Source organism: Rhizobium chutanense, from assembly GCF_002531935.1.
GTDB classification, from domain to species: Bacteria; Pseudomonadota; Alphaproteobacteria; order Rhizobiales; family Rhizobiaceae; genus Rhizobium; species Rhizobium chutanense.
The window spans coordinates 79,952-104,100 of sequence record NZ_NWSV01000016.1 but is presented as its reverse complement, the minus strand read 5'-3'; the positions used below and the strand labels follow the sequence as shown (position 1 = coordinate 104,100).

Sequence of the window (24,149 nt, the reverse complement as noted above, 5' to 3'; positions counted from 1 at the left end):
TGTGGGGAGGGGTTGGGGAGGGGTTTTTCAGCAGATCTCCGTCTTGCTGATCTTGATCCCAAAACCTTCCAGGCCGACATAATGCCGCTCGCGGCTGGTGAGCAGCTTGATCGAGCTGACGCCGAGGTCCTTCAGGATCTGGGCGCCGAGGCCGATTTCCAGCCATTCGCTGTCGCGGGTCTGCGCTTCGGCATGGGCCTCGCGGCCCTGGCTGCGGGCCTTGCGGCCATTGTCGGTGTGGCCGACGCCGACCGAGCCTTCGCGCAGATAGACGATGACGCCGCGGCCTTCCTCGGCAATCTTCTGCATGTAGAAATCGACCGGGCTGTTCTTGCCGAACAGATCCTCGGCGACATTTTCCGGATGCAGGCGCACCGGAATGTCGACGCCGTCGCGGATGTCGCCGAAGACGACGGCGAGATGCTGCATCGGGTCCCAGGGCAGGGCATAGGTATGGGCCTTGGCCTTGCCGAACGGCGTGTCGACATCGAAGCTCGCGCCATGTTCGATCAGCGTTTCCTTGCGCTGGCGATAGGCGATGAGATCGGCGACGGAGACGAGCTTCAGCCCGTGCTGCGCGGCGAAATCGACCACCTGCGGGCCGCGCGTGACGGTGCCGTCGTCATTGACCAGCTCGGAGATGACGCCGATCGGCGGCAGGCCGGCAAGTTTGCAGAGGTCGACGGCGGCTTCCGTATGGCCGGAGCGCATCAGCACGCCGCCTTCGCGGGAGACCAGCGGAAAGATGTGGCCGGGACGGACGAAATCGGCCGCACCCACATTCGGATTGGCGAGGTTGCGCACCGTCAGCGTCCGGTCGTCGGCCGAAATGCCGGTCGTCGTGCCGTGCTTGAAATCGACCGAGACGGTGAAGGCCGTCGTATGGGCCGAATCGTTTTCCGCCACCATGGCGTTGAGGTTGAGGCGCTTGGCCTCTTCCTTCGGCATCGGTGCGCAGACGATGCCGGAGGTATGGCGCACGATGAAGGCCATCTTTTCCGGCGTCGTATGGACGGCGGAGACGATCAGGTCGCCCTCGTTTTCGCGGTCATTGTCGTCCATGACGACGACGATCTCGCCGGCCTCGAAGGCCCTGATGGCGTCGACGACGCGCTTCTGATCATAAGCCATGGGACGCTCCTATTTCAGGCGGCCGGTCTGGCCGCGGTCGCGAAGATAATGATCGGCGATGGCGCAGGCGACCATCGCCTCGCCGATCGGCACGGCGCGAATGCCGACGCAAGGGTCGTGCCGGCCCTTGGTGCGGATGTCGACATTCTTGCCGTCGGCATCGATCGACTGGCGCTCGGTCAGGATCGACGAAGTCGGCTTGACGGCAAAACGCGCCACCACCGGCTGTCCGGTCGAGATGCCGCCCAGAATACCGCCGGCATGGTTGGAAAGGAAGATCGGCGTGCCGTCATTGCCCATGCGCATCTCGTCGGCATTGTCTTCGCCCGAGGTTTCGGCAGCGGCAAAACCATTGCCGATCTCCACACCCTTGACGGCGTTGATCGACATCAGCAGCGAGGCGATATCCTGGTCGAGCTTGGCATAGATCGGCGCGCCGAGGCCGGCCGGCACACCTTCGGCGATCACTTCGATGACGGCGCCGATCGACGAGCCGTTTTTGCGGATGCCGTCGAGATATTCTTCCCAGACCGGCACGATCGCCGCATCGGGCGAGAAAAACGGGTTCTGCCCGACCTGGTCCCAGTCCCAGTTGCGCCGGTCGATCTTGTGTTTGCCGATCTGCACCAGGGCGCCGCGCACCGTCACGCCAGGCACGACGAGGCGGGCGATGCCGCCGGCGGCAACGCGCGCAGCGGTCTCGCGCGCCGAGGAGCGGCCGCCGCCGCGATAGTCGCGAATGCCGTATTTGAGGTCATAGGTATAATCGGCATGGCCGGGGCGGTATTGCCGGGCGATCTCGCCATAATCCTTGGAGCGCTGGTCGGTGTTTTCGATCAGCATCGAGATCGGCGTGCCGGTTGATGTCATCGTCTCGCCGTCGGCATCCAGCATGACGCCGGACAACACCTTCACCAGATCCTCCTCGCGCCGCTGCGTCACGAAGCGGGACTGGCCGGGCTTGCGCTTGTCGAGCCAGACCTGCAGGTCGGCAAGCGTGAAGCGCAGCCCCGGAGGGCAGCCGTCGACGACGCAGCCGAGCGCCGGCCCATGGCTTTCGCCCCAGGTGGTTACGCGGAAGAGGTGACCGAATGTATTGTGCGACATGTGTTCCCACGGTGGCGCGCCAAAGCCGGTCGCGCCATTGCTTGAAAAGGCGCGACACTCATAGGCCAAAAAACCGCTGAGGCAAAAGCCTTTCTTTGCGTCGAACCGGCCGCGGCGGAAATGCTGTTTCCGGACGACGGCGCATTCCGACGTCCCTCCATCCGAAGGCGGCGGTCACGAGGCCAGCCGCCATCCCGTTCCTGTGGCTTCGGTGGTGAAATCCTCGAAGGAGAGCGGCCGCGAGAAGGCATAGCCCTGCAGAATATCGCAGCCGAGATCGCGCAGCAGCGCGGCATGGGCTGCCGTCTCCACCCCTTCGGCCACCGTCTCGACACCGAGCGAGCGGGCGATCTCGATGATCGAGCTGACCAGCGCCCGCTCCTGCGAGGCATTGACGATCGGCTGCACCAGCTGGCGGTCGATCTTCAGCCGTTTCGGCTTCAGCTTCAACAGGCTGACGATCGAGGTATGACCGGTGCCGAAATCGTCGACCTCGATATCGATGCCGAGCGCCTTGATGCGTTCGAGATTGTGCGAGACGACATCCTCGCTCTCGTCGAGGAAGATCGATTCCACCAGTTCGAAGGAGAGCTCGCCCGGGCGGATCGACAGATCGGCCAGCGATTCCAGCAGGCTGCCGTCATGCAGCCGCCGTGCCGAGACATTGACCGAGACCTTGGGCACGGCAATGCCCAGCGCCGTCCAGCGCATCTTGTCGCGCAGCGCCGTTTCCAGCACGATGCGGTCGAGTGTCTGCACCACATTGATCTCGTCGGCGATGCGCAGGAACTTGTCGGGGGTGAGCAACCCTTTGGCAGGATGCTTCCAGCGCACCAGAGCCTCGACGCCCGTCAGTTCCATCGTTCGGGCTGAAAATTGCGGCTGATACCAGGCGGTGAATTCGCCATTGTCGATGCCGGCGAGGATCTCGTCGGCCGTGCGCTTGGTGTTGATGACATCGGCCTGCAGATTGTGATTGAAGAATTCGAAGCGGTTGCGGCCCAGGCTCTTGGCACGGTAGAGCGCGATATCGGCATTGATCAGCACCTTGCGCGCATCGACATGGATGCCGTTGGCGAGAGCCACCCCGATCGACACGCCGCAGCGGCAGGAAAAACCCTGGAAATCGATCGGCTGGCGCATCTCCTCGATGATCCGTGTCGAAAGCTCGGCCATCTCCTGGTCGCCGACGTCGAGCGCGAGGATGACGAACTCGTCGCCGCCGATGCGCGCAACGAGATCGCTGCCGCGAACGTTCCTGGCGAGCACGTTCGAGGCATGCACCAGCATCGCATCGCCGGCAGCATGGCCGAGCGTGTCGTTGATTTCCTTGAAGCGGTCGAGGTCGATGTGCAGGATCGAGAATTTCTGCCGCTGCCGGCGGCCGTCATGGGTGAGCTTTTCAAGCGCGATATCGAGCTTGCGGCGATTGGCGAGCGCGGTCAGCGGATCATGCAGCGAGTTGTGTTCGATCCTGTTCTTGGCAAGCTCGAGCTCGATATTCTTGGCGACCGCCTCGTCCTTGGCCGCCTTCAGCCGGATGGTCATCAGCATGTCTTCGGTGGCATCGAAGGCGATGCCCATGATCTTCGTCTCGCCGCTTCCCGTCTGGTGAACCTTGCCGACCGAGCGCACATAGCGCACCGAGCCGTCGCTGGCGATGACTCGGCAGACCAGGGTGTGCGTATCGCCGTTCTTCTTGAAGTAACGTGCGCTTTCGAGCGCCAGGCCCCGATCCTCGGGGTGGATGCAGCCGAGCCAGGTCTCCTCGGTCATGAAGCCGTTGCGCGGGGCAAGCCCGTAGAGCTCGTGCATGCGCTCGTTCCAGATCGAGCCGCCCCGGCCGGGCCGCGCTTCCCAGATGCCGCATTGATAGGAGTTGAGCGCAAGGTCGAGCCGGCTCGACAGCTCGGCGAGCTCTCCCTCGCGGCTGGAAAGCTCTTCAAGCGCCAATTCCAGCTCGGCATTCTTGACCTCGCTCGTGTCCCTGGCCTTGCGCAGCGTGTCGGTCGTCTCCGCATCTGTCGTCACGTCCCAGACGATGCCGATCGTCTTGCTGACGCCGCCGGCATCCTTATAGAAGGCGCCAACCGAGCGCAGGTGGCGGATGCCGCCATCGGCAAGCAGGATGCGGTACTGCGCCGTACAGGCAGCGCCGGCAATGCTGCAGCTGAAGAAGTGCACTTCGGCGATGTCGCGGTCCTCGGGCAGGATCGCCGCCAGCCACTCATCGAGCCCCCAGCCTGTCTCCTGCGCCGGCTTGCCGTGCAGGGCCGCGGCGCGCGCATCCCAAAGCAGGTTATTGGTCTGATCCTGCAGCTCCCAGATGCCGATATTCGAAGATTCCAGCGCCAGATCGAGCCGCTGCGACAGCTCCTTGAGTTTCGCCTCGCGTGTCTCCAACTCGGTGATGTTGCGGTTGCGCTCGCCGAGCAGCAGCGTGGCGAAGAAGATCGGGATGATGATGATGCAGCCGGCGGCAGCGACGATCAGGCGCAGCTCGGTTCGGTTTTCCGGTATCGCGTCCCAGCCGCTGTTCGGAACGACGGAAAGCTCCCATTTGCCGCCGGGAAAGCCGATCCTCTGGCGTATCGGATCCTTGTCGTCGATATCGGACGACCCGAAGAAGGGGGCGGCCGTCGCGGCCTTCGCCGGCGAGCCGACATCGCGGATGGCGATCGAAAGATGGTCGAGATGCGGATAACGTTCCTGGCTCTCGCGGTCGCGCGCCGGCATCAGCCCGGTCGCCTCGTAGAACATCTGCTGGTCGATGACGAGTTCGACCGCCCCCCAGATCCGCCGCTGGCCGTTCTCCTTGACGAAAACCGGGAAGAATATGGCAAAGGCGCCCCGGCCGTCGATCGCGACCGGGCCATAGAAGCGCGCCGACTGATCGCCGGCCGCGGGCGTCATCGCCTGGCGTGAAAACAGTGTCTCGCGCACGTCGCGGCCGATCTGCTCATTGCCGGATTGCGGGGGATAGACGTTGCTGACGATGAAATCGGGGGCGACGGCGATATGGATGAAGGGCGGATTCTGGATCAGCAGCCAGTTGATCTGCCGCTCTATCTCCTCTCCGCTGGCCGCGCTGACGGAGATCAGGTTGGAAAGGTCGCGGACGATGCTGAGGTCCATGTTGATCTCGGCCATCACCCGGGCGCGGATGAGGTTCGCCTCGCTTTCGGTGCGGATATGAAGTTCGCGCATGGAAGATTGAGTATTGGCCCGGTCGAGGCCGAAGCCGACCAGAATGACGACAAGGGCGGCGAACGATGAAACCAGAAACGAGACGCGGGTATTCTTCAACACGCGCCGTAACTGCTTGTTGTCGCTCAGCCTGGAAAGCAAAATGAAACTCCCATATTCCGGGCAACTGTAGGGCGCGGGGGTTAATTTACGATTGCCCGAAGGCGATGCCGAAAAATCATGGGAAGGGAAAACCGCGGTAAACGCGGCATCTTGATTATATTTAAAATCCTATTCATCAATTGGGCGGGAAAAGCCATTCTTCCGGGCAATTTTCGCCATATTCAGGAGGCTATCTGTGGCCAGTCATTTTTTCGTGCAGCTTCTCGTGCAGCGTTTCAAAAGGATTGTCGCCATGCGTTTCGTCGTCGCCACGCTTCTGGCCACAGCAAGTTTCCTGTCGCCGATGAGCGGTTTTGCCGAGAGCGCCGATGTCGAGGCGACCATCAAGAAGGTCGACACAGCAAATCTCGTGCTGACGCTCGATGACGGCAAAACCTATCAGGCGCCCGAGGAATTCAATTTCGACGGCCTCGAAGCCGGCGTGAAGGTGATCGTCTTCTATACCGAGGTCGACGGCAAACGCGTCATCAACGATCTCGATATCGTCAAGTAGGCGGTTTCTGGAGAACAATCGTATGAAGCACGCCTCGATCGTAGTGCGCGCGGATTGGGATGAAGAGGCTGGTGTTTGGGTTGCCAGCAGCAAGGATATCGAAGGGCTGGCCATCGAGGCCGACACTTTCGAAGCCCTCAAGCCCAAAGTTGTCGCTGTTATATCAGACCTTTTCGAGCTGAATGGCTTCACTTCAAGTCTGCCGGAAATCCCGATTCACATCATGGCCGAACAGCTCGTTCGCATCCCCAATCCGACCTAACTGAACGGGCTGGCGATGCCTACAGCCAGACGATCGTCCGCTCAGCGGTGTCGATCCTGGCGATCCGGTCCTGTGGGATTGCGCCTTCCGCGGCGCTGCTCTTTGGCAGGTCTGAAATCGTCTGGAACAGCGTGCGGATGACGCCGCCATGGGTGACGCAGACCGTCGGGCGATCGACCGATTGCAGCCATGAGCCGGTGCGCCAGGAGAGGATTTCGTAGCTTTCCGCGTCGTCGCCGGGCGGGATGAAATCCCATTTCGAGGCGTTGCGCTCGGCCACCCGCTCGCGCTGCGTCGCCTTCAGTTCCTTCAGCGTCGAGCCCTCCCAGTCGCCGAAAGAAATCTCCACCAGTCTGGGATCGGTGCGATAGGCAAGCGGCGGCAGGCCCATGGCGGTGCGGACGATTTCCATCGTCGCGCGCGTGCGCTGGAGCGGGCTTGCGACGAAATCGAATGCATCGACCGTGTCACCGAGAATTTCGCCAAGCGCCAGCCCGTTCTGACGGGCCTGTTCCAGGCCGGTGGCATTCATCGGAATGTCCTTCTGGCCCTGCAGGCGGCGCTCGGCATTCCAGTCGGTCTGGCCGTGTCTGATCACGTAGATAAGCACGGTCTAGGCTCCGGGAATGCTTCAGTCCTTGACGACCGAAATGTCGGGGGCGTCGACCGCCTTCATGCCGATGACATGATAGCCGCTGTCGGCATGGTGCACTTCGCCGGTGACGGAGCGCGACAGATCCGACAGCAGATAGAGGCCGACATCGCCGACTTCCTCGATGGTGACGGTGCGGCGCAGCGGCGCGTTATATTCGTTCCACTTCAGAATGTAGCGGAAATCGCCGATGCCGGAGGCGGCGAGCGTCTTGATCGGGCCGGCCGAGACGGCGTTGACGCGGATGTTCTGCGGTCCGAGGTCGACGGCCAGATATTTGACGCTTGCCTCGAGCGCGGCCTTGGCGACACCCATGACGTTATAGTTCGGCATTACCTTTTCGGCGCCGTAATAGGTCAGCGTCAGCATGGCGCCGCCATCCGTCATCAGCTTCTCGGCGCGGCGTGCGACCGAGGTGAAGGAATAGACGGAGATCTGCATCGTCTTGGCGAAATTGTCGGCCGAGGTGTCGACATAGCGGCCGGTCAGCTCGTCCTTGTCGGAAAAGCCGATTGCATGCACGAGGAAATCAATCTTGCCCCACAGCTTTTCGACATTGGCGAAAACCTCGTCGATGGTGGCTTCGTCGGCGACGTCACAGTGGCCGACCAGCGTCGCGCCGATTTCGGCGGCGAGTGGCTCGACGCGCTTCTTCAGCGCATCGCCCTGGTAGGTGAGCGCGACTTCGCCGCCCTGCGCATGAATGGCCTTGGCAATACCCCACGCAATCGAGCGATTGTTGGCGACACCCATGATGACGCCGCGTTTGCCTGCCATGAGGCCGGATGCTTGAGCCATATTTCGCTCCCTAGGAATTCTGATCGATCCTGCCTATGGCATAGGCCGTTAATCGGTTCAAGCTTGGCCTGGATCATCAACTGTTAGGTATCGTAACAAAGGGTGCGAATGTCATAAAAATTTCACAGGAACAGGCCCTCGCGCATGCTCCGCATGAGATCGGTGACTTTGTCGTCGGGTTTTTCCCACAGGATAATGCGCAATTCGACGACGAGATCGCCTCTGCCGCCCTCGTCACGGGGCAGGCCCTGGTCGGGGATTCTGATCGTCTTGTCCGAGCCCGACCATGCGGGGATGGTCACGTTGAGCGGCCCGCCCGGTCCCTCGATGCGCGCCTCGGTGCCGAGAACGGCATTTTCGATGCTGAGCGGCAGCACGGCGTGCAGGTCGAAACCGTCGACCGTGAAGCGCGGATCGGGCGCGATGCGAATGGCGATGACGGCATCGCCCCGCTGCATGCCGGGCAGCTTGAAGCCCTGGCCCTTGAGCCTGATCTCGTCACCATCCCTCGTGCCGGCCGGCAAGGCGAAGCCGATCTCGCGGCCCTCCGGCAGCGACGCGGTGATCCAGGCGCTCTTCAGCACGTCGTCGATCGTCACCGTCGCCGTCGTTACCTCATCCGGCGCCTTTTCCATGCCCGTATCCTTGGCGCCGGTGAACCGGCGCACCAAATTGGTCAGGATGCTGAGCGGCAGCGGCAGGTTGGCGCCAGCATTGGCTACGGTCTCGCCGGTCTCCTCGTCGCTCTTGGCGTCGGTCTCGGCGGCCTCGCCATCCACGCGCCTGCCGGCCTCGCTCTGGGCGGTGTGTGTCTGCTGGTTTTGGGTCTGCTGCGACTGCGCCTGCTGGTATTGCGCCTGCTGGGCGCGACCCTGCGACCGGCCGCCGCCAGCAGCGCGCGCCTGGGCGCCGAAAATACGCTCGACCATCTCGTCGGCGGGCTCGGCCGATCCTGCCTGTTGCCTGGAGTTGTCGGCTGCCGCCTTCTGGGCGGCGCGCGCAATCTCTTCCATCACCCGTTCGGCATTGGCCTGCGCCGCCTTGGCGCGCACGGCAGCCTCGCGGGCGGCCTGGCGCTGCTGCATGATCGTCTGTTCCTGCTTCTTGGCTTCGGCCATCCGCACGGCATTGTCGAACAGGCTGCGTTTGCGCGGGTCTTTCAGCGTTTCATAGGCGCGGCCGATCTCGGCGAACCGGGCCGTCGCCGTCGGGTCGCCCTGATTGTGATCGGGATGGGCTGATTTGGCCATATTGCGCCAAGCCGCCTTGATCTCGTCGGCTGCCGCGTCGCGCTTGACGCCGAGAATTTTATAAGGATCGCGCATGTCAAAACCGCCGGTGTTGCGATGCGGGAAGCCATTGCCTTGCCCGCATCCCCGTCCAATATCGAAAGTCCAAAATCAACCCGCGAGGCGCCACCTGCCGGAAAGGCAGGCAGAGCCACTCTCAACACCGATCGTGCGGGCGGAGTTGCTAATCACTTCTTATTTCTTTGAAGAGATGCGGAGTGTTTTGCCCTGAATGGTTAGCTCTTTGCTAAGCATTCTGCAGGACGGGGTCGGATGTTAACCTGTGGGACAGGCGGATCGGCCTTCCCGCCGGAAATTAACTTTCCCGCCGGAAATTAACTTTCCCGCCGGAAATTAACTTTCCGGCTGAAAGCTTAAAAGCTGCCAGTTGCCGCCGCCGACGAGGCAGGTCTTGCCGTAGAATTTGGCGATGCCGACATAGGAATGGCGGGTGGTGCGGAACTGCCGGCAGACCTGGCCTGATTCGTTGTTCTCGACGATCGTATCGATGACGCCGGCGCTGCCGGTCGATGCATTCGCCCAGGGAAGCGGCTGGCCCTCGAGCCTCTGCACGTCGGCCGAGGTCACCGCGTTGCGCACGGTCATCTCGTCGGACAGCGTGTCGGTGCTCGGCGGCGTCTGCGGCACGGTGCCGGTTGCAACCGAGCGGTCGACCTTGGCTTCACTCAGGAAATCCATGCCGCCCGAAACGCAGCCGGAAAGCGAAAGCATGGCGACGCCGATGACGAAGAAGGCGCTGCTGCGGCGCTGCAGGCTCTTTGTATGGCGAGATGACTTTGCTATGACTTCCACCCTGCATCCTGTCCAGTTATCAAAAGCTGGGCGAGTTTTGAATAATCCGGGGCATTTGAACCAATATGTCGGCAAACGAGTTAACAAGCGGTGACTTTACCGAAAGTGGCGAACCCTTCAAGCTCTTTGCCGAATGGCTGAAGGAAGCGGAGGCTTCCGAACTCAACGACCCGAATGCCGTGGCGCTGGCAACGGTCGATGATGAGGGGCTTCCCAATGTCCGCATGGTTCTCCTGAAGGGATTCGACGATGACGGATTCGTCTTCTACACCAATTTCGAGAGCCAGAAAGGTCGTGAAATCTTGGGGCAGAAGAAAGCCGCGATGTGTTTCCACTGGAAAAGCCTGCGTCGTCAGGTGAGGCTGCGCGGCCCGGTCGAGATCGTCACCGACGCCGAAGCCGATGCCTATTTCAAGACGCGGGCCCGCGGCAGCCGCATCGGCGCCTGGGCGTCGAAACAATCCCGCCCGCTTGAAAGCCGTTTCGCGCTCGAGAAGGCCGTGGCCGAATATACCGCCCGTTATGCCATCGGCGATATTCCGCGGCCCGCCTACTGGTCGGGCTTCCGCATTCGGCCGACCTCGATCGAATTCTGGAAGGATCAGAACTTCCGCCTGCATGACCGGGTCGAATTCCGCCGGCCGTCACCGGAAGGCAAATGGGACAGGATCAGGATGTATCCCTGAGGGGCCTACCGGCCCATCAGCTTCAACGGAATGCCGGAGGCGAGCGCCGAGACATAGCGCCGCTTCTGGTAGAAGCCGTTGAGCGAAATGCGCGGGAGATAACCGGTCAGCCGCGCTGCCGGCAGCCCGGGTTGGGTGGTGACCGCGACGGTAAAGCCGAGATTGCGGGCGATCTTCGCCTCGCGGGCGGTCGCAGCCTCCGGCGTGCCGTAGGGATAGGCGATCGTCTGAGGACGGATGCCGGTCACGGCCTCGACGTAATCGGCCGAAACCTGCATCTCTATCCGCGCTTCGGCTTCCGGCAGCCGGGCGAGCGCGCGATGGCTGATCGTATGGGCGCCAAGCGCTGCGAGCGGATGGCCGGCGAGCCGTTGCAATTGACCGGGCGACATCACCAGTTGGCGGGTGAGATCGGTCGGCTCGATGCCGTTTTCCCGCGCCAGCCTGTCGATGGCGGCGACGGCGCCGGCCTCGTCGGAGCGGTGGATAAACCAAGCGAAGCGGTCGAAGGCGTGCCATTGCTGCTGCGGATTGTCGAGCCCCAGGCGCTCGCTGCCGCGGCCGAAATCGAAGCGGATTTCGCGTTTCCGGCGCAAGAGCACGGCAAGCGTCTCCCACCAGATGCTGTGCGAGCCCTCGGCAAAACCCTTGGCGATAAACACCGTGAACGGCGCCCGGTGCCGCTCGAACACCGGCAGCGCATGCTCGAGATTGTTGATATAGCCGTCGTCGAGCGTGAAGGCCGCAAATGGCGGTCCGCCATCGGGTGCGGCGAGCAGCGCCGGCACCTGATCGAGCCGCACGAAGCGATAGCCCTCCCGCCTGAGCCGCCCGAGCGCCGCATCGAGAAAACGCGGCGTGATTTCGAGATGCGCGTTCGGCTCGAAAGCCTCAGGCATGTGCGGACGGACATGATGCAGCGTGAAGATGACGCCCGGTCCGCGCGCTTGCCGCATCAGCCCGGCCGAAGAAAGCAGCCAGGAAAGCTCGAGCCCGGCGCCGATCGCCAGTCGCTTGCCCAATCGCTTGAATTGTCCCGTCATGAAGCGTCTATCCCGAGAGCAATTCCAGGAAAAGTGTGAAGCGGTTTTCCGCCCGGAATTGCGTTCAATTGAAAACCGAGAGCGATTCTCCGCTTCCATGAAAGCTGAAGCGCTCGAGCTTTCCCGGAAACTAGCAAGCTGGACTTAAGCCTTGCTGAATCCCGAAACGGCACGGGTCTTTGATTTCCTGTTAACCAAGACGATGAAAAGACTGGAAAAATGATAGGCGTTGCCTCAAAGTCGCGCCAAACTTGCCGCTTCTGTCACATTACGGCACAAGCGCCGGCCGATCGAGCCAGCGAAACCAGGGCCAGGGCATCAAGGGGAATAATGCATGAGAACGCTTTTGGCGGCTGTTTTGACCGTAACGCTTGCCGTTTCGGCGCCTCTTGCAGCCCTTGCCGGCAGCGCTTCCCTGATCCTCGATGCCCGCACCGGCAAGGTTCTCGCCGCCGAAAACGCCGATACGCTGAACCATCCGGCCTCGCTGACCAAGATGATGACGCTTTATCTCACCTTCGAGGCGCTGAAACGCGGCAAGATCGCCTGGGATACCCCGATCAAGGTGTCGAAATACGCCGCCGCGCGGCCGCCGACCAAGCTTGGCGTCAAGGCCGGCGGCACGATCACCGTGCGCGAGGCGGTCTATGGCATGATCATCAAATCCGCCAATGATGCGGCCTCCGCCATGGGTGAGACGCTCGGCGGCTCGGAAAGCGGTTTTGCCCGGATGATGACGGCCAAGGCCCGCCAGCTCGGCATGAGCCGCACCGTCTTCGTCAACGCATCGGGCCTGCCGGACGGCCGTCAGGTGACGACGGCGCGAGATATGTCGACGCTCGCCGTCGCGCTGATGAAGAATTATCCGAATGAATACCGGCTGTTTTCGGCGGCCAGCTTCAATTTCCGCGGCCGCACCGTGCGCGGCCACAACAATCTCATGTACCGCTACCAGGGCATGGACGGCATCAAGACCGGCTACACCAACGCTTCCGGCTTCAATCTCGTCAGCGCCGTCAGGGACGGCAACCGCCGCGTCGTCGGCGTCGTGCTCGGCGGCCGCACCGCCCGCAGCCGCGACGACAAGATGGCTGGTTTGCTCGACCGTTATCTCGGCCGCGCCTCCGCTTCCGGCAGCGCCAAGCTGGTGGCGAGCGTCGGCGGCAGGGAGCCTGTCGAAGTGGCGTCGGCGGCCGACGATTCCGATGTTCCGGTGCCGCTCAGCGCGCCGCGCCCGGCCGACGATCTCGCGGCAAAGAGCCTGGCCTATGCCGATGACGCGGTCGTGCCGTTGGACCGCCCGGTCGCGATGGACGAAATCCTGAATGCCGGCAAGGCGCCGAAAATGTCTGCAGCAAAGACCGACGGCGACTGGCAGATCCAGATCTCGGCCGCCCCGAGCGCCGATGCCGCGCGCGCACTTCTCGCCCAGGCGAAGTCTGAAGGCGGCGCGCCGCTGGTTTCCGCCTCGCCCTATACCGAAGCGGTCGGGCAGGGCGCCAACAAGATCTATCGTGCCCGCTTCGTCGGCTTCGCCAGCAAGGATGCCGCCGTCTCGGCCTGCGATGCGCTGAAGCAGCGCTCCTATGACTGCATGCTGCTGCCGGACCACAGCTGATCGCAACGCCTCACATTCTCACTCTGGACAAGCAACGGGAATCAGCGTCTCCTCCATAAACAAAAGGAGAACATTCATGTTGCGTCGTCTTGCCGACCAGTTCGAAATCGCATCCTCCGTTCATGTCGCTGCCAACAACATCGAGCGCGATGCCGACTGGTTCCTGCTGAAGCTGCAGGAGGAAATGGGTGAATTGACCCAGGCATGGAACCGGCTGACAGGCCGCGGCCGTGCGAAGGGCCGCTCTCCCGAAGACATCAAGCGCGACCTGGCCGACGAGACCGCCGACGTTCTCGGCCATCTTCTGCTGTTTGCCCGCCACAACGATCTCGATCTCGCCGCCGCGATCGAACGTAAGTGGCTGTTTCGGCCAGCGGAGGTGGCGAAGAGCTGATGCAGGACGAGGACACCAAGTCCGTCGCAAGAGTTCTGTGATAGGTATCCAGCCGCGAAGCTTTCTGTGGATATAGCTGGGGTACGCCTGTTTTCTTTTAAGCTTTCTTCTATTGCGAAAACAAAACCCAATCATAGCTTGGGAAGACTTTCTGGGGATCACATGAAATTCAAGAATGCCATCGTGCTTATGGCTGTACTCCTCTCCTCCTGTGCGGCATCCAGTTCAATGCGCACCTCGGAGAACGAACTCATCATCAAGACCGAAGCCGCTCCAGTATGCGGCGATATCGGTGCGATGAAAGTCGCTGAGAAGCAGGCCGCGATCGAGACGATCAAGGCCGGCTATGATCGATATATTATTCTAGGACAAGCAGGCACGGATACCACCCGTGTCGTGCAGATGCCCGGATCATACACGACAACGGGCACGGCGACTGTCTACGGGAACACCGGCTACTACAGCGGCAACACCGTTTACAATCCTGGCCCCACTTTCGTGGCGGGCGGGCATAATCAGGATCTCGCGGTCAGGATGTTCAAAGAGGGCGAGCCAGGAAGTGAAAGGGCGCTTTCCGCTCGCGAAAGGCTTGGGCCAAAGTGGGCGTTGATCGTTCGCGACGGGATCAACACATGTGCGGGGTAATCTCGACGCTTGCCGTTGCAGATCCCTTTGGTGATGCGCCGCGAGCGGACCCAGTTTAGCCGGGCCGTCCGTCTTCGGAAAATCCGGCTGCGCCTTCACCTTCCCGAAATCGAGTCAGCCGACCTTATAGCGATAAAACTTGCTGTCCACCGCCATCAGCGGGAAGGCGCGGGGCAGGGCGCTCTTGGCGATCTCGCTAAAGCCGTTCTTCTCGTAGAAGCGATGGGCGGCGATGAACTTGTCTGTCGTGCCGAGGAAGATATCGGTGAGGCCGGCATCCCTGGCATGGGCGATGAGGCGATCGAGGAGCAACGCTGCCACGCCGTGCTCGCGGCCGCGAACCGCGGCTGAGACGAACATCTTGCGCAGCGCCGCCTGGTTGTTGCCGATATCCTTCAGCCCGACCGTGCCGACGATGGCGCCGTCCTTGACGGCGACCCAGAACTCACCTTTGCCGGACTGATAGAAATCCGGGATGACCCGGAGGTCCGGCTGCGCATCGGCGGTGATGTCGATGCCGAATTCCTCGCGCTGGATCGGCAGGATCACCGATAGCACGGCATCGGCGTCATCTGATGCGAAGGGTCTGATTTCGATCTCCGCCATCGGTTCCCCCCTCAGGTCTGCGTGCCGCCGACGGTGATCTGATCCATGCGCAGATGCGGCTGGCCGACGCCGACCGGAACCCATTGGCCGGCTTTGCCGCAATTGCCGATGCCGGTGTCGAGCTTCATGTCGTTGCCGATCATCGATACCCGCTTCATCGCATCCGGGCCGTTGCCGATCAGCATCGCACCCTTGATCGGCGCGCCGACCTTGCCGTTCTCGATCAGATAGGCCTCGGTGCAGCCGAAGACGAATTTGCCGGAGGTGATATCGACCTGGCCGCCGCCGAAGGAGACGGCGTAGATGCCCTTCTTCACCGAGGCGATGATTTCTTCGGGCGTCTTGTCGCCGCCGAGCATATAGGTGTTGGTCATGCGCGGCATCGGCACATGGGCATAACCCTGGCGGCGGCCGTTGCCGGTAGGCGCCATGCCCATCAGCCGGGCGTTCTGCCGATCCTGCATATAGCCGACGAGCTTGCCGTTCTCGATCAGCACGTTGTAGCCGGACGGCGTGCCCTCGTCGTCGATGGTGATCGAGCCGCGGCGGTTGTCGATCGTGCCGTCGTCGACGACGGTCACACCGGGCGCGGCGACGATCTGGCCGAGAAGGCCTGAAAAGGCCGACGTCTTCTTGCGGTTGAAATCGCCTTCCAGCCCGTGGCCGACCGCCTCATGCAGCATCACGCCCGGCCAGCCGGAGCCGAGCACGACATCCATCGTGCCCGCCGGCGCGTCGATCGCCTCGAGATTGACGAGCGCCTGGCGCAGCGCCTCGTCGGCGCCATATTGCCAGCTGCCCTCGGCGATGAAATCGCCGAAGCCGATGCGCCCGCCGTGGCCGTAGGAGCCGCTCTCCTGCCGATCGCCTTCGCCGACCATGACCGAGATATTGATGCGCGTCATCGGCCTGATGTCGCGCACACGATGTCCGTCGGCGCGCAGGATATCGACGACCTGCCAGCTGGCGGCGACCGAGGCCGTCACCTGCCGCACCTTGTCGTTCTTGCCTCTGAGATAGGCGTCGATATCCTGCAGCACCTTGACCTTCTCTTCGAAGCTCGGCTGGCCGATCGGGTTCTGGTCGCCGTAGAATTTCTTGTTTGTGCCCTGGGGGGCCGCAGCATAGGAGCCGGAATAGCCGCGCGTCACCGCCCCGACGGCATCGGCCGCCCGCTTCAGCGCCGCGACCGAGAGATCGCCGGCATGGGCGTAACCGACAGCTTCGCCGGCAACGGCGCGCAGGCCGAAACCCTGTTCGGTGTTGAAGCTGCCGCCCTTCAGCCGGCCATTGTCGAAGCTTAGCGCTTCGGCCTGCGCATGCTCGATGAACAGCTCGCCGTCATCGGCGCCGGACAGCGCCTCGGCGACATGCCTGCGCATCGTCGCTTCATCGGCATCGAAAAGCGTCAGGAGATCGGTGGTCATGGTCTGGCTCCAATGGGCATGCGTTCGGGAATGCGCTTCGTCATCTAGATAGGGCTCTACCTTATAGGGAGTGAAGCCCTGCGGCCGAATTATTCTTTTCGAAGGAGATGTAAGCGTTTCCACCGTCTTGCTCTGCGTGGTTGCGAGACCCTTTGACATAGTCAGTTTGGCGGCTGATTTGTTCGGAATGACGAGTAAGTGGCTGCCCCTCACCCTAACCCTCTCCCCGCTCGCGGGGCGAGGGGACTTGCCCTGCGAGAGGTTGGAGGGAGCGGAGAGCTTGCGGCTTGGTCCCTTCGCCCCGCGCGCGGGGAGAAGGTGGCGGCAGCCGGATGAGGGGCGGACCCACGGCAGACGGCCACCCTCACGGCAGCGCATCAAAACCTTCGGCAAAACCCTTGAGATCGACAGGGATGCCGATGCCTTCCTCAGGTGTCTGGAAGACGATGAAGGTTGCCTGGGCGCCGCTGCGGAAGGTCTTGAGCAACTCGTCCTCGAGCACGACCTCGGCATAGCAGCCGTCGGCGAAGCAGCGGACGAAATAGGCGCGGCCGATATCCTTGCCGTCGACATTGAGCCCGAGGCCGTTCGGCAAAAGCACGCCGAGCGGCGCCAGTACGCGCAGGATCTTCGACTTGCGGTCGGCAGTCTTCAGCACGACGACGGAAAGACCGACCTCCGGCCGATCCTCGGCGATGACATTCTGCATCAGCGCGCATTGCTCGGCCGACGCCCCGGCCGGCTTGTCGCAGACGACAGACCAAGCGCCGTGATTGGATTTGACCGTGCCCGGCGCCTGCGGCTGGGTCTGGCCGGGCGACACCTGGATATTCGGGGCGGCGGCCGGGGGCTGCTGGGCCGGGGTGGGGGCGGGCGCAGGGGCCGGCGTGGAAGCCGGGGGCTTGGCTGGCGATGGCGTGGGTTGCTGTGCGAAAACGGGCGTCGCCGCTGCGGCCGCGATGCTGGCGGTCACGAGAAGCGACTGCGCGAGGGAACGGAAACCCATGGAAACCTCTGGATATCGAATCATTGCGGCTATTGTTGAAGCTGCCCAGCAGAAATGAAAAGCCCCACCCCGTGAAAACCGGGGGACTGCGGCGGAAATTGGACCTTTGCGAAATAATGTGTCGCGCGCGGATTGGCCGGAAAGCCGATTTTTCATATGCTGATGAAAAACTTGGGATGTTTTGCCGTTCCGGCCTGCCTATGCTTTCAGCAAAAATGCCGCATAGACAATTGCTCTGACCTGTTGCGGCAAATGCCAAACTGTGGTTTGAAGCGCAGAAGATGGCAAGGATTCTGCGCTCTATTTTTGCAGGTCAAGCGCTCGAGGGAGATAATAAGGTGATGAAGAAGGCTTATGCAGCCCTGACCACGCTGGTCTGTCTGCTTTTTGCTTCCGGCACATATGCCGACCAGCCAATGCCGTGGCAGGCGACGCTGCAGCCGGCGGCAACGCCGATCATGCGGGAGATCCACTGGTTCGAACAATATACCCTGTGGTTTATCGTTCCGATCACGCTCTTCGTTCTGGTCCTGCTGATCGCCGTCTGCGTCAAGTTCCGCGCCGGCGCCAACCCGGTTCCCTCGAAGACGAGCCACAACACGCTGATCGAGATTGCCTGGACCGTGGGGCCGGTCCTGGTGCTGCTTCTTCTCGCCATTCCCTCGTTCAACCTGCTGACGGCGCAGCTGACGCTGCCCGAAAATCCCGACGTGACGATCAAGGCGACCGCCACCCAGTGGCAGTGGAATTACGAATATGAAGGTTCGGGCGACAGCCCGCTGGCTTTCGATTCCTACCTCCTGAAGGATCAGGATCGCGCCGCCGCCGGCAAGGAAGACAAGTCGATCTATCCCCGGCTCCTGGCCGTCGACAACGAGCTGGTCCTGCCTGTCAACAAGACGGTCCGCGTTCTCGTGACCTCTGCGCCGACCGATGTCATCCACGCTTTCGCCATGCCGTCCTTCGGCGTCAAGATCGACGCCGTGCCGGGCCGCCTGAACGAAACCTGGTTCAGGGCCGAGCGCGAAGGCCTGTTCTACGGCCAGTGTTCCGAGCTCTGCGGCAAGGACCATGCGTTCATGCCGATCGCCATCCGCGTCGTCTCCGAGGACAAGTACAAGCAGTGGCTGACCACGGCCGCCAGCGACCTGCCCGGCGCTTACAAGACACTCATGGCTGCAACCGATGGTCCCGCAAAGACCGTCGATGTTGCCGAAGCACAGTAATTAAAGGGGATCGGGACAATGGCTGGACCTTCCGCTCACGACGATCATTCTCACGGTCACGCGCATCACGACCACGCGCATGACGATCACGATCACCACGATCACGGCCACAAGCCGAGCTTCGTCAATCGCTGGCTGTTCTCGACGAACCACAAGGACATCGGCACGCTCTATCTGATCTTCGCGATCATCGCCGGCATCATCGGCGGCGCGCTGTCGGTTGCCATGCGCATGGAACTGCAGGAGCCTGGCATCCAGATCTTCCACGGCCTGGCCTCGATGGTCTACGGCTATGAGGGCGATGCGGCGATCGACGGCGCCAAGCAGATGTTCAACATGTTCACCACGGCGCACGCGCTGATCATGATCTTCTTCATGGTCATGCCGGCGATGATCGGTGGCTTTGCCAACTGGATGGTGCCGATCATGATCGGCGCGCCCGACATGGCCTTCCCGCGCCTGAACAACATCTCCTTCTGGCTGATCGTTCCGGCCTTTGCGCTGCTCTTGCTGTCGATGTTCGTCGAAGGCCCGGCAGGCGCTTACGGCGCGGGCGGCGGCTGGACGATGTATCCGCCGCTGGCGACCAGCGGCACGCCCGGACCGGCGGTCGACCTGGCGATCTTTGCGCTCCACATTGCCGGCGCCTCGTCGATCCTCGGTGCGATCAACTTCATCACCACGATCCTCAACATGCGCGCGCCCGGCATGACGCTGCACAAGATGCCGCTGTTTGCCTGGTCGGTGCTGATCACCGCCTTCCTGCTCCTGCTGTCGCTGCCGGTTCTGGCAGGCGGCATCACCATGCTGCTGACCGACCGTAACTTCGGCACCTCCTTCTTCTCTCCGGAAGGCGGCGGCGACCCGATCCTCTACCAGCACCTGTTCTGGTTCTTCGGTCACCCTGAGGTCTACATCCTTATCCTGCCGGGCTTCGGCATGATCAGCCACATCATCTCGACCTTCTCCAAGAAGCCGATCTTCGGTTATCTCGGCATGGCCTACGCCATGGTCGCGATCGGCGCCGTCGGCTTCGTCGTCTGGGCTCACCACATGTACACGGTCGGCCTGTCGCTCGATGCACAGCGCTACTTCGTCTTCGCGACGATGGTCATCGCCGTGCCGACGGGTGTGAAGATCTTCTCCTGGATTGCGACGATGTGGGGCGGCTCGATCTCGTTCCGCACGCCGATGCTCTGGGCGATCGGCTTCATCTTCCTGTTCACGGTCGGCGGCGTCACCGGCGTCCAGCTCGCCAATGCCGGTCTCGACCGCTCGCTGCATGACACCTATTACGTCGTGGCCCACTTCCACTACGTTCTGTCGCTCGGCGCCGTCTTCGCGATCTTCGCCGGCTGGTACTACTGGTTCCCGAAGATGACCGGCTACATGTACAACGAGTTTGTCGGCAAGCTGCATTTCTGGGTCATGTTCATCGGCGTCAACCTGGTGTTCTTCCCGCAGCACTTCCTCGGTCTCGCCGGCATGCCGCGCCGCTACATCGATTATCCGGATGCCTTTGCCGGCTGGAACTATGTTTCCTCGATCGGCTCCTACATCTCGGCCTTCGGTGTGCTGATCTTCCTCTTCGGCGTCTTCGAAGCCTTCGCCAAGAAGCGCGTCGCCGGCGACAATCCGTGGGGTGAGGGTGCAACGACGCTCGAATGGCAGCTGCCTTCGCCGCCGCCCTATCACCAGTGGGAACAGCTTCCGCGCATCAAGTAATTGCGCGGGTATCGGGACGCCGCATTCGATACGGCGTCCCGATATTCTGACATTCAGGACGGAATGATGACGGTTATCGACAATCACGAGGTGCTTGCAAAGGACGGCGAATTGTCGGAAGCGAGTGCACGCGATTATTTCGAATTGCTGAAGCCGCGGGTGATGTCGCTCGTGGTCTTCACCGCCTTTGCCGGCCTCGTGCTGGCGCCGGGCCACATCCATCCCGTCCTCGGCCTGATCGCCATCCTCTGTATCGCCGTCGGCGCCGGCGCCTCTGGCGCGCTGAATATGTGGTACGATGCCGATATCGACGCCGTCATGAGCCGCACCGCCAACCGTCCGATTCCGGCCGGCCGCGTCGCACCCTCCGAGGCGCTGGCCTTCGGCCTGGTGCTGTCGGGCTTTTCGGTCGTCATCCTCGGCCTTGCCGTCAACTGGCTCTCGGCCGGCATCCTCGCCTTCACCATCTTCTTCTATGCCGTCGTCTACACCATGTGGCTGAAGCGCTCGACGCCGCAGAACATCGTCATCGGCGGTGCTGCCGGCGCCTTCCCGCCGATGATCGGCTGGGCCTGCGTGACCAACAGCGTGACGATCGAGAGCACCGTTCTTTTCCTGATCATCTTCCTGTGGACGCCGGCGCATTTCTGGGCGCTGGCTCTCTTCAAGATGCGCGACTACGAGGCCGTCGGCGTGCCGATGCTGCCGAATGTCGCCGGCGAGCGGGTGACCAAACATCAGATCGTCGCCTATGCGGTGCTGACCGCCGTCTGCGCTGTCCTGCCGTCCTTCCTCGGGTTTGCGAGCTTCGGTTATGGCCTGGTGGCCACCGCCCTCGGCGCGATCTTCATCATCTGTTCCATCGCCGTCTGGCGCATGCCCGACGGCGATCTGAAGATGATCCCGGCCAAGAAGCTGTTCGCCTTTTCGATCTTCTATCTCTTCGCCGTGTTCTCCGCCTTGATGATCGACCGGCTGGTCTCGGTGCTGGCTTCGCATGCGGGAGGGTGGTTCTGATGGAGTTTGTCAAGCTTACCGAAAAGCAGATGAAGGCGCGCCGCAACCGCAACATCGCCCTCGGGCTGGTGCTGGCCGGCCTCGTCGTCTTGTTCTACGCGATGGCCATCGTGAGGATCGGCGGAGGAATGGGATGAGCGACAACGCCGCCGCGCCGAAGAAACAGGGCCGCAACAACGGTGCCGTCGTCATAATGTGCCTGAGCTTTGTCTTCGGCATGGGCGCGATGAGCTACGCCGCAGTGCCGCTCTACCGCATCTTCTGCCAGGTGACCGGTTACAACGGCACGACGCAGCGCGTCGACCAGATGTCGAGCGTCGTGCTCGACCGCACGATGCGCGTCACCTTCGACGCCAATGTCGCGCCCGGCCTGCAATGGGACTTCAAGCCGGTCGAGCGCGAGGTGAATCCGAAGATCGGCGAAACCATCCAGGTGAATTTCACCGCCGAGAATCGTTCGAACGAGACCCAGCGCGGCCAGGCGGTGTTCAACGTCACGCCGGGCGAAGCGGGCGTCTATTTCAACAAGGTGCAATGTTTCTGCTTTACGGAAACGGACCTGAAGCCGGGCGAAAAGCTCGACATGCCGGTGGTGTTCTACATCGACCCTGAAATCGTCAAGGCGGTGGAATCCAAGAACATTCATACGGTCACGCTGTCATATACGTTCTACCCGAAAGAGGGTCCGAAGCCTGTGGCTTCGAATGAGGGTGGAGCGGTGAAGATTGAAAAGAAACTTTGATCAAGGCTCGTTTCCGGCTATGCCGGGAGCGGAGTGAAGGAAGACACCGGGGATAGCTACATGGCCGATGCTCATCAGAAGAATCACGACTATCACATCATCGATCCGAGCCCGTGGCCGATACTCGCCTCGCTCGGCGCCTTCATCATGGCGATCGGTGGCGTCTGCTACATGCGCTATCTGAGCGGCGGCTCCTTCAAGCTCGCCGGCGCCGAACTTGCCAATCCCTGGCTCTTCTACATCGGCTTCGCCCTGGTTCTCTACGTCATGTACGGCTGGTGGGCCGATACGGTGAAGGAAGCCCATGAGGGCGCCCACACCCGCGTCGTCTCGCTGCACCTGCGCTACGGCATGATCATGTTCATCGCTTCGGAAGTGATGTTCTTCGTTGCCTGGTTCTGGGCCTATTTCGACGCCAGCCTCTATCCGAACGAAGCGATCCAGGCCTCGCGCCTGCTTTACACCGGCGGCACCTGGCCGCCGAAGGGCATCGAGGTTCTCGATCCCTGGCACCTGCCGATCTACAACACCGTCATCCTGCTCTTGTCCGGCACGACGGTCACCTGGGCGCACCATGCACTGCTGCACAACGACCGCAAGGGCCTGATCCAGGGCCTGGTTCTGACGGTGCTGCTCGGCATCCTGTTCTCTTCGGTGCAGGCCTACGAATATGCCCACGCACCCTTCGCCTTCAAGAATTCGATCTACGGCGCGACCTTCTTCATGGCGACCGGTTTCCACGGTTTCCACGTCCTGGTCGGCACGATCTTCCTGCTGGTCTGCCTGCTGCGCGCGCTGCGCGGCGACTTCACCCCGAAGCAGCATTTCGGCTTCGAGGCGGCCGCCTGGTACTGGCACTTCGTCGACGTCGTCTGGCTGTTCCTGTTCTTCTGCATCTACGTCTGGGGCGGCTGGGGCGCTCCGCTGGCCGCAGGCTGACCGGAACGAGATTTGAGAAAAGGCGGGCCTGGTGCCCGCCTTTTTTGTTGGTGGGATCCACGACAGCCCGACCTTTCCGGAGGCCAGAGGGCGTGCCATGCAAGAGCGGGCGAGGAACCGAGAGGTTGCCGCATATGTCCTCTTCTCCCCAGCGGGGAGAAGGTGGCCCGAAGGGTCGGATGAGGGGGCCACACGGCAGGCCCTATCATCTTAACTATCCCGCCTTGCCGACGCGAGCGCGGTCGCATCCCGCATGAATGTTGTTGGAAAGACCGGCATTCCTGGCCCCCTCATCCGCCCTACGGGCACCTTCTCCCCGAGGGGAGAAGAGGGAATCGAGACGCTGCGGCATATCCCCTTCGCCCCATTAACGGGGGTCCGAAGGACGGTACCGGCAGGCGCAAGGGGCTGCCATCGGCAATCTCCTGGGCCGAGGTGAGGGGGCTTCGTGCCAGACGCCTCAACGCCCCCCGGCGATCCGTTCGAAGGCTGAAGGCTGGGGAGGGCCGAGATCCAGCTGATGGCGGATCGCCTCGGCGCATTCGAGCGGTGTCAGAACCGACGTATCGACCTCCATGTCGTAGATGCCCGGGCGGTGTACCTCGTCCTGCCAGCGCTGCACCGGTTCGGGGACCGGCACATCTTCGGTGGCTCTGAGGTAAAGAGTCTCGCGTCCCTCTTGGCTGATCTCGCGCCGCCGCATGATCGTCTCGATCGGACAGCGCACGCCGACGAACAGCACGGGAAAATCTTCCAGGCGCCGGGCGCAGTCGGCGAGAATGCCGAGTGGCTTGCTATAGCTGTCATGGTGGCCGAGATCGGCGACCACATTGAGCCCCAGGCCGGCATGGATGGCGATCGATTCATAAAGAGCGGCATAGAGGAACGGCACCAGTTCTTCGAGCTCCGGCCGCTCGCCGCCTGGCCTCAGGCCGATGCCGGGCAGGTAGCGCTTCGGCGTCATGGCATTGTAGCTGTCGACGCCGAGATTGAGCCAGGGCCCTTCGAACTCCTCCTGGATTGCGCGCGCGATGCTGGATTTGCCGCTGCGCGGCGCACCGTTGAGGATAATGATTTGTCCGGCGTGGCTGTCATTGGTCATCAGTTTTCTTCTTCTGTTTGGCGCGAATCATTACAGCGCCGCGTGTCTTTTCAGAGACG

The 24,149-nt window shown here is 62.2% G+C and carries 24 protein-coding genes; 12 read left to right on the top strand and 12 right to left on the bottom strand.

The window, feature by feature from the left end; genetic code table 11:
- Window positions 1-27: 27 nt before the first annotated feature.
- From ribB to CO666_RS21845, 3 genes are all read right to left on the bottom strand, one after another.
- Window positions 28-1,131, bottom strand: a complete 1,104-nt coding sequence (ribB, locus tag CO666_RS21855) for a 3,4-dihydroxy-2-butanone-4-phosphate synthase (protein ID WP_097614281.1) — start codon at window positions 1,129-1,131, stop codon at window positions 28-30.
- Window positions 1,132-1,140: 9 nt separating this feature from the next.
- Complete coding sequence (gene aroC / locus CO666_RS21850) at window positions 1,141-2,238, bottom strand: chorismate synthase (protein WP_097614280.1); 1,098 nt, start codon at window positions 2,236-2,238, stop codon at window positions 1,141-1,143.
- Between the two features lie 174 nt (window positions 2,239-2,412).
- Entirely contained in the window at window positions 2,413-5,586 is a 3,174-nt protein-coding gene (locus CO666_RS21845; RefSeq protein ID WP_097614279.1) for a bifunctional diguanylate cyclase/phosphodiesterase, read from the bottom strand.
- A 253-nt stretch (window positions 5,587-5,839) separates the two neighbouring features.
- Here CO666_RS21845 and CO666_RS21840 point away from each other — a divergent pair, with 253 nt between their 5' ends.
- Window positions 5,840-6,100: a DUF1344 domain-containing protein gene (locus tag CO666_RS21840; RefSeq protein WP_003569889.1), complete on the top strand. Its 261-nt coding sequence runs from the start codon at window positions 5,840-5,842 to the stop codon at window positions 6,098-6,100.
- 22 nt (window positions 6,101-6,122) lie between these two features.
- Window positions 6,123-6,362, top strand: coding sequence for a DUF1902 domain-containing protein (locus CO666_RS21835; protein WP_097614278.1), 240 nt, complete (start codon window positions 6,123-6,125; stop codon window positions 6,360-6,362).
- 19 nt (window positions 6,363-6,381) lie between these two features.
- Here CO666_RS21835 and CO666_RS21830 read toward each other — a convergent pair whose 3' ends face one another.
- From CO666_RS21830 to CO666_RS21815, 4 genes are all read right to left on the bottom strand, one after another.
- The gene (locus CO666_RS21830) at window positions 6,382-6,972 is read right to left on the bottom strand and encodes a histidine phosphatase family protein (RefSeq protein ID WP_097614277.1); all 591 of its coding nucleotides are present in this window, start codon (window positions 6,970-6,972) and stop codon (window positions 6,382-6,384) included.
- A 21-nt stretch (window positions 6,973-6,993) separates the two neighbouring features.
- Entirely contained in the window at window positions 6,994-7,812 is an 819-nt protein-coding gene (gene fabI, locus CO666_RS21825) for an enoyl-ACP reductase FabI (protein WP_049736024.1), read from the bottom strand.
- A 122-nt stretch (window positions 7,813-7,934) separates the two neighbouring features.
- Entirely contained in the window at window positions 7,935-9,137 is a 1,203-nt protein-coding gene (locus tag CO666_RS21820; protein WP_097614276.1) for a J domain-containing protein, read from the bottom strand.
- Window positions 9,138-9,455: 318 nt separating this feature from the next.
- A complete protein-coding gene (locus tag CO666_RS21815; RefSeq protein ID WP_085736446.1) occupies window positions 9,456-9,914 on the bottom strand; it encodes an RT0821/Lpp0805 family surface protein in 459 nt (152 codons plus the stop codon).
- Window positions 9,915-9,979: 65 nt separating this feature from the next.
- On the opposite strand from CO666_RS21815, the gene pdxH reads away from it, so the two are divergent.
- A complete protein-coding gene (gene pdxH / locus CO666_RS21810) occupies window positions 9,980-10,600 on the top strand; it encodes a pyridoxamine 5'-phosphate oxidase (RefSeq protein ID WP_097614275.1) in 621 nt (206 codons plus the stop codon).
- A 5-nt stretch (window positions 10,601-10,605) separates the two neighbouring features.
- Here pdxH and CO666_RS21805 read toward each other — a convergent pair whose 3' ends face one another.
- Window positions 10,606-11,643: a polysaccharide deacetylase family protein gene (locus CO666_RS21805; RefSeq protein WP_097614274.1), complete on the bottom strand. Its 1,038-nt coding sequence runs from the start codon at window positions 11,641-11,643 to the stop codon at window positions 10,606-10,608.
- 334 nt (window positions 11,644-11,977) lie between these two features.
- Here CO666_RS21805 and CO666_RS21800 point away from each other — a divergent pair, with 334 nt between their 5' ends.
- From CO666_RS21800 to CO666_RS21790, 3 genes are all read left to right on the top strand, one after another.
- The gene (locus tag CO666_RS21800) at window positions 11,978-13,261 is read left to right on the top strand and encodes a serine hydrolase (protein ID WP_097614273.1); all 1,284 of its coding nucleotides are present in this window, start codon (window positions 11,978-11,980) and stop codon (window positions 13,259-13,261) included.
- A 76-nt stretch (window positions 13,262-13,337) separates the two neighbouring features.
- Entirely contained in the window at window positions 13,338-13,655 is a 318-nt protein-coding gene (locus CO666_RS21795) for a nucleoside triphosphate pyrophosphohydrolase family protein (protein WP_097614272.1), read from the top strand.
- A gap of 162 nt (window positions 13,656-13,817) precedes the next feature.
- Complete coding sequence (locus tag CO666_RS21790) at window positions 13,818-14,300, top strand: hypothetical protein (protein ID WP_097614271.1); 483 nt, start codon at window positions 13,818-13,820, stop codon at window positions 14,298-14,300.
- A gap of 114 nt (window positions 14,301-14,414) precedes the next feature.
- Here the strand turns inward: CO666_RS21790 and CO666_RS21785 are convergent, their stop codons facing one another.
- From CO666_RS21785 to CO666_RS21775, 3 genes are all read right to left on the bottom strand, one after another.
- Entirely contained in the window at window positions 14,415-14,906 is a 492-nt protein-coding gene (locus CO666_RS21785) for a GNAT family N-acetyltransferase (RefSeq protein WP_097614270.1), read from the bottom strand.
- A gap of 11 nt (window positions 14,907-14,917) precedes the next feature.
- On the bottom strand, window positions 14,918-16,333 hold the full coding sequence (gene tldD / locus CO666_RS21780; protein ID WP_097614269.1) for a metalloprotease TldD: 1,416 nt from the start codon (window positions 16,331-16,333) through the stop codon (window positions 14,918-14,920).
- A gap of 364 nt (window positions 16,334-16,697) precedes the next feature.
- Window positions 16,698-17,363, bottom strand: a complete 666-nt coding sequence (locus tag CO666_RS21775) for an invasion associated locus B family protein (RefSeq protein ID WP_179869741.1) — start codon at window positions 17,361-17,363, stop codon at window positions 16,698-16,700.
- 317 nt (window positions 17,364-17,680) lie between these two features.
- On the opposite strand from CO666_RS21775, the gene coxB reads away from it, so the two are divergent.
- From coxB to CO666_RS21745, 6 genes are all read left to right on the top strand, one after another.
- The gene (gene coxB / locus CO666_RS21770) at window positions 17,681-18,565 is read left to right on the top strand and encodes a cytochrome c oxidase subunit II (RefSeq protein WP_097614267.1); all 885 of its coding nucleotides are present in this window, start codon (window positions 17,681-17,683) and stop codon (window positions 18,563-18,565) included.
- An 18-nt stretch (window positions 18,566-18,583) separates the two neighbouring features.
- Window positions 18,584-20,290, top strand: coding sequence for a cytochrome c oxidase subunit I (gene ctaD, locus CO666_RS21765; protein WP_097614266.1), 1,707 nt, complete (start codon window positions 18,584-18,586; stop codon window positions 20,288-20,290).
- A gap of 66 nt (window positions 20,291-20,356) precedes the next feature.
- On the top strand, window positions 20,357-21,307 hold the full coding sequence (locus tag CO666_RS21760) for a heme o synthase (RefSeq protein ID WP_097614302.1): 951 nt from the start codon (window positions 20,357-20,359) through the stop codon (window positions 21,305-21,307).
- Complete coding sequence (locus CO666_RS34220; RefSeq protein WP_089152703.1) at window positions 21,307-21,444, top strand: hypothetical protein; 138 nt, start codon at window positions 21,307-21,309, stop codon at window positions 21,442-21,444. The genes CO666_RS21760 and CO666_RS34220 overlap by 1 nt, the downstream gene beginning before the upstream one ends.
- The gene (locus CO666_RS21750; protein WP_097614265.1) at window positions 21,441-22,049 is read left to right on the top strand and encodes a cytochrome c oxidase assembly protein; all 609 of its coding nucleotides are present in this window, start codon (window positions 21,441-21,443) and stop codon (window positions 22,047-22,049) included. The genes CO666_RS34220 and CO666_RS21750 overlap by 4 nt, the downstream gene beginning before the upstream one ends.
- Window positions 22,050-22,109: 60 nt before the next feature.
- Window positions 22,110-22,988, top strand: coding sequence for a cytochrome c oxidase subunit 3 (locus CO666_RS21745; RefSeq protein WP_097614264.1), 879 nt, complete (start codon window positions 22,110-22,112; stop codon window positions 22,986-22,988).
- A gap of 460 nt (window positions 22,989-23,448) precedes the next feature.
- Here CO666_RS21745 and CO666_RS21735 read toward each other — a convergent pair whose 3' ends face one another.
- Complete coding sequence (locus CO666_RS21735; protein ID WP_097614262.1) at window positions 23,449-24,090, bottom strand: chloramphenicol phosphotransferase CPT family protein; 642 nt, start codon at window positions 24,088-24,090, stop codon at window positions 23,449-23,451.
- Between the last annotated feature and the right edge of the window lie 59 nt (window positions 24,091-24,149).

Excerpts from the sequence above, each read along its gene's own strand:
- ribB (WP_097614281.1), bottom strand. The coding sequence starts at position 1,131 with ATGGCTTATGATCAGAAGCGCGTCGTCGACGCCATCAGGGCCTTCGAG.
- aroC (WP_097614280.1), bottom strand. The coding sequence starts at position 2,238 with ATGTCGCACAATACATTCGGTCACCTCTTCCGCGTAACCACCTGGGGC.
- CO666_RS21840 (WP_003569889.1), top strand. The coding sequence starts at position 5,840 with ATGCGTTTCGTCGTCGCCACGCTTCTGGCCACAGCAAGTTTCCTGTCG.
- CO666_RS21835 (WP_097614278.1), top strand. The coding sequence starts at position 6,123 with ATGAAGCACGCCTCGATCGTAGTGCGCGCGGATTGGGATGAAGAGGCT.
- fabI (WP_049736024.1), bottom strand. The coding sequence starts at position 7,812 with ATGGCTCAAGCATCCGGCCTCATGGCAGGCAAACGCGGCGTCATCATG.
- CO666_RS21820 (WP_097614276.1), bottom strand. The coding sequence starts at position 9,137 with ATGCGCGATCCTTATAAAATTCTCGGCGTCAAGCGCGACGCGGCAGCC.
- pdxH (WP_097614275.1), top strand. The coding sequence starts at position 9,980 with ATGTCGGCAAACGAGTTAACAAGCGGTGACTTTACCGAAAGTGGCGAA.
- CO666_RS21805 (WP_097614274.1), bottom strand. The coding sequence starts at position 11,643 with ATGACGGGACAATTCAAGCGATTGGGCAAGCGACTGGCGATCGGCGCC.
- CO666_RS21800 (WP_097614273.1), top strand. The coding sequence starts at position 11,978 with ATGAGAACGCTTTTGGCGGCTGTTTTGACCGTAACGCTTGCCGTTTCG.
- CO666_RS21795 (WP_097614272.1), top strand. The coding sequence starts at position 13,338 with ATGTTGCGTCGTCTTGCCGACCAGTTCGAAATCGCATCCTCCGTTCAT.
- CO666_RS21790 (WP_097614271.1), top strand. The coding sequence starts at position 13,818 with ATGAAATTCAAGAATGCCATCGTGCTTATGGCTGTACTCCTCTCCTCC.
- CO666_RS21785 (WP_097614270.1), bottom strand. The coding sequence starts at position 14,906 with ATGGCGGAGATCGAAATCAGACCCTTCGCATCAGATGACGCCGATGCC.
- tldD (WP_097614269.1), bottom strand. The coding sequence starts at position 16,333 with ATGACCACCGATCTCCTGACGCTTTTCGATGCCGATGAAGCGACGATG.
- CO666_RS21775 (WP_179869741.1), bottom strand. The coding sequence starts at position 17,363 with ATGATTCGATATCCAGAGGTTTCCATGGGTTTCCGTTCCCTCGCGCAG.
- coxB (WP_097614267.1), top strand. The coding sequence starts at position 17,681 with ATGAAGAAGGCTTATGCAGCCCTGACCACGCTGGTCTGTCTGCTTTTT.
- ctaD (WP_097614266.1), top strand. The coding sequence starts at position 18,584 with ATGGCTGGACCTTCCGCTCACGACGATCATTCTCACGGTCACGCGCAT.
- CO666_RS21760 (WP_097614302.1), top strand. The coding sequence starts at position 20,357 with ATGACGGTTATCGACAATCACGAGGTGCTTGCAAAGGACGGCGAATTG.
- CO666_RS34220 (WP_089152703.1), top strand. The coding sequence starts at position 21,307 with ATGGAGTTTGTCAAGCTTACCGAAAAGCAGATGAAGGCGCGCCGCAAC.
- CO666_RS21750 (WP_097614265.1), top strand. The coding sequence starts at position 21,441 with ATGAGCGACAACGCCGCCGCGCCGAAGAAACAGGGCCGCAACAACGGT.
- CO666_RS21745 (WP_097614264.1), top strand. The coding sequence starts at position 22,110 with ATGGCCGATGCTCATCAGAAGAATCACGACTATCACATCATCGATCCG.
- CO666_RS21735 (WP_097614262.1), bottom strand. The coding sequence starts at position 24,090 with ATGACCAATGACAGCCACGCCGGACAAATCATTATCCTCAACGGTGCG.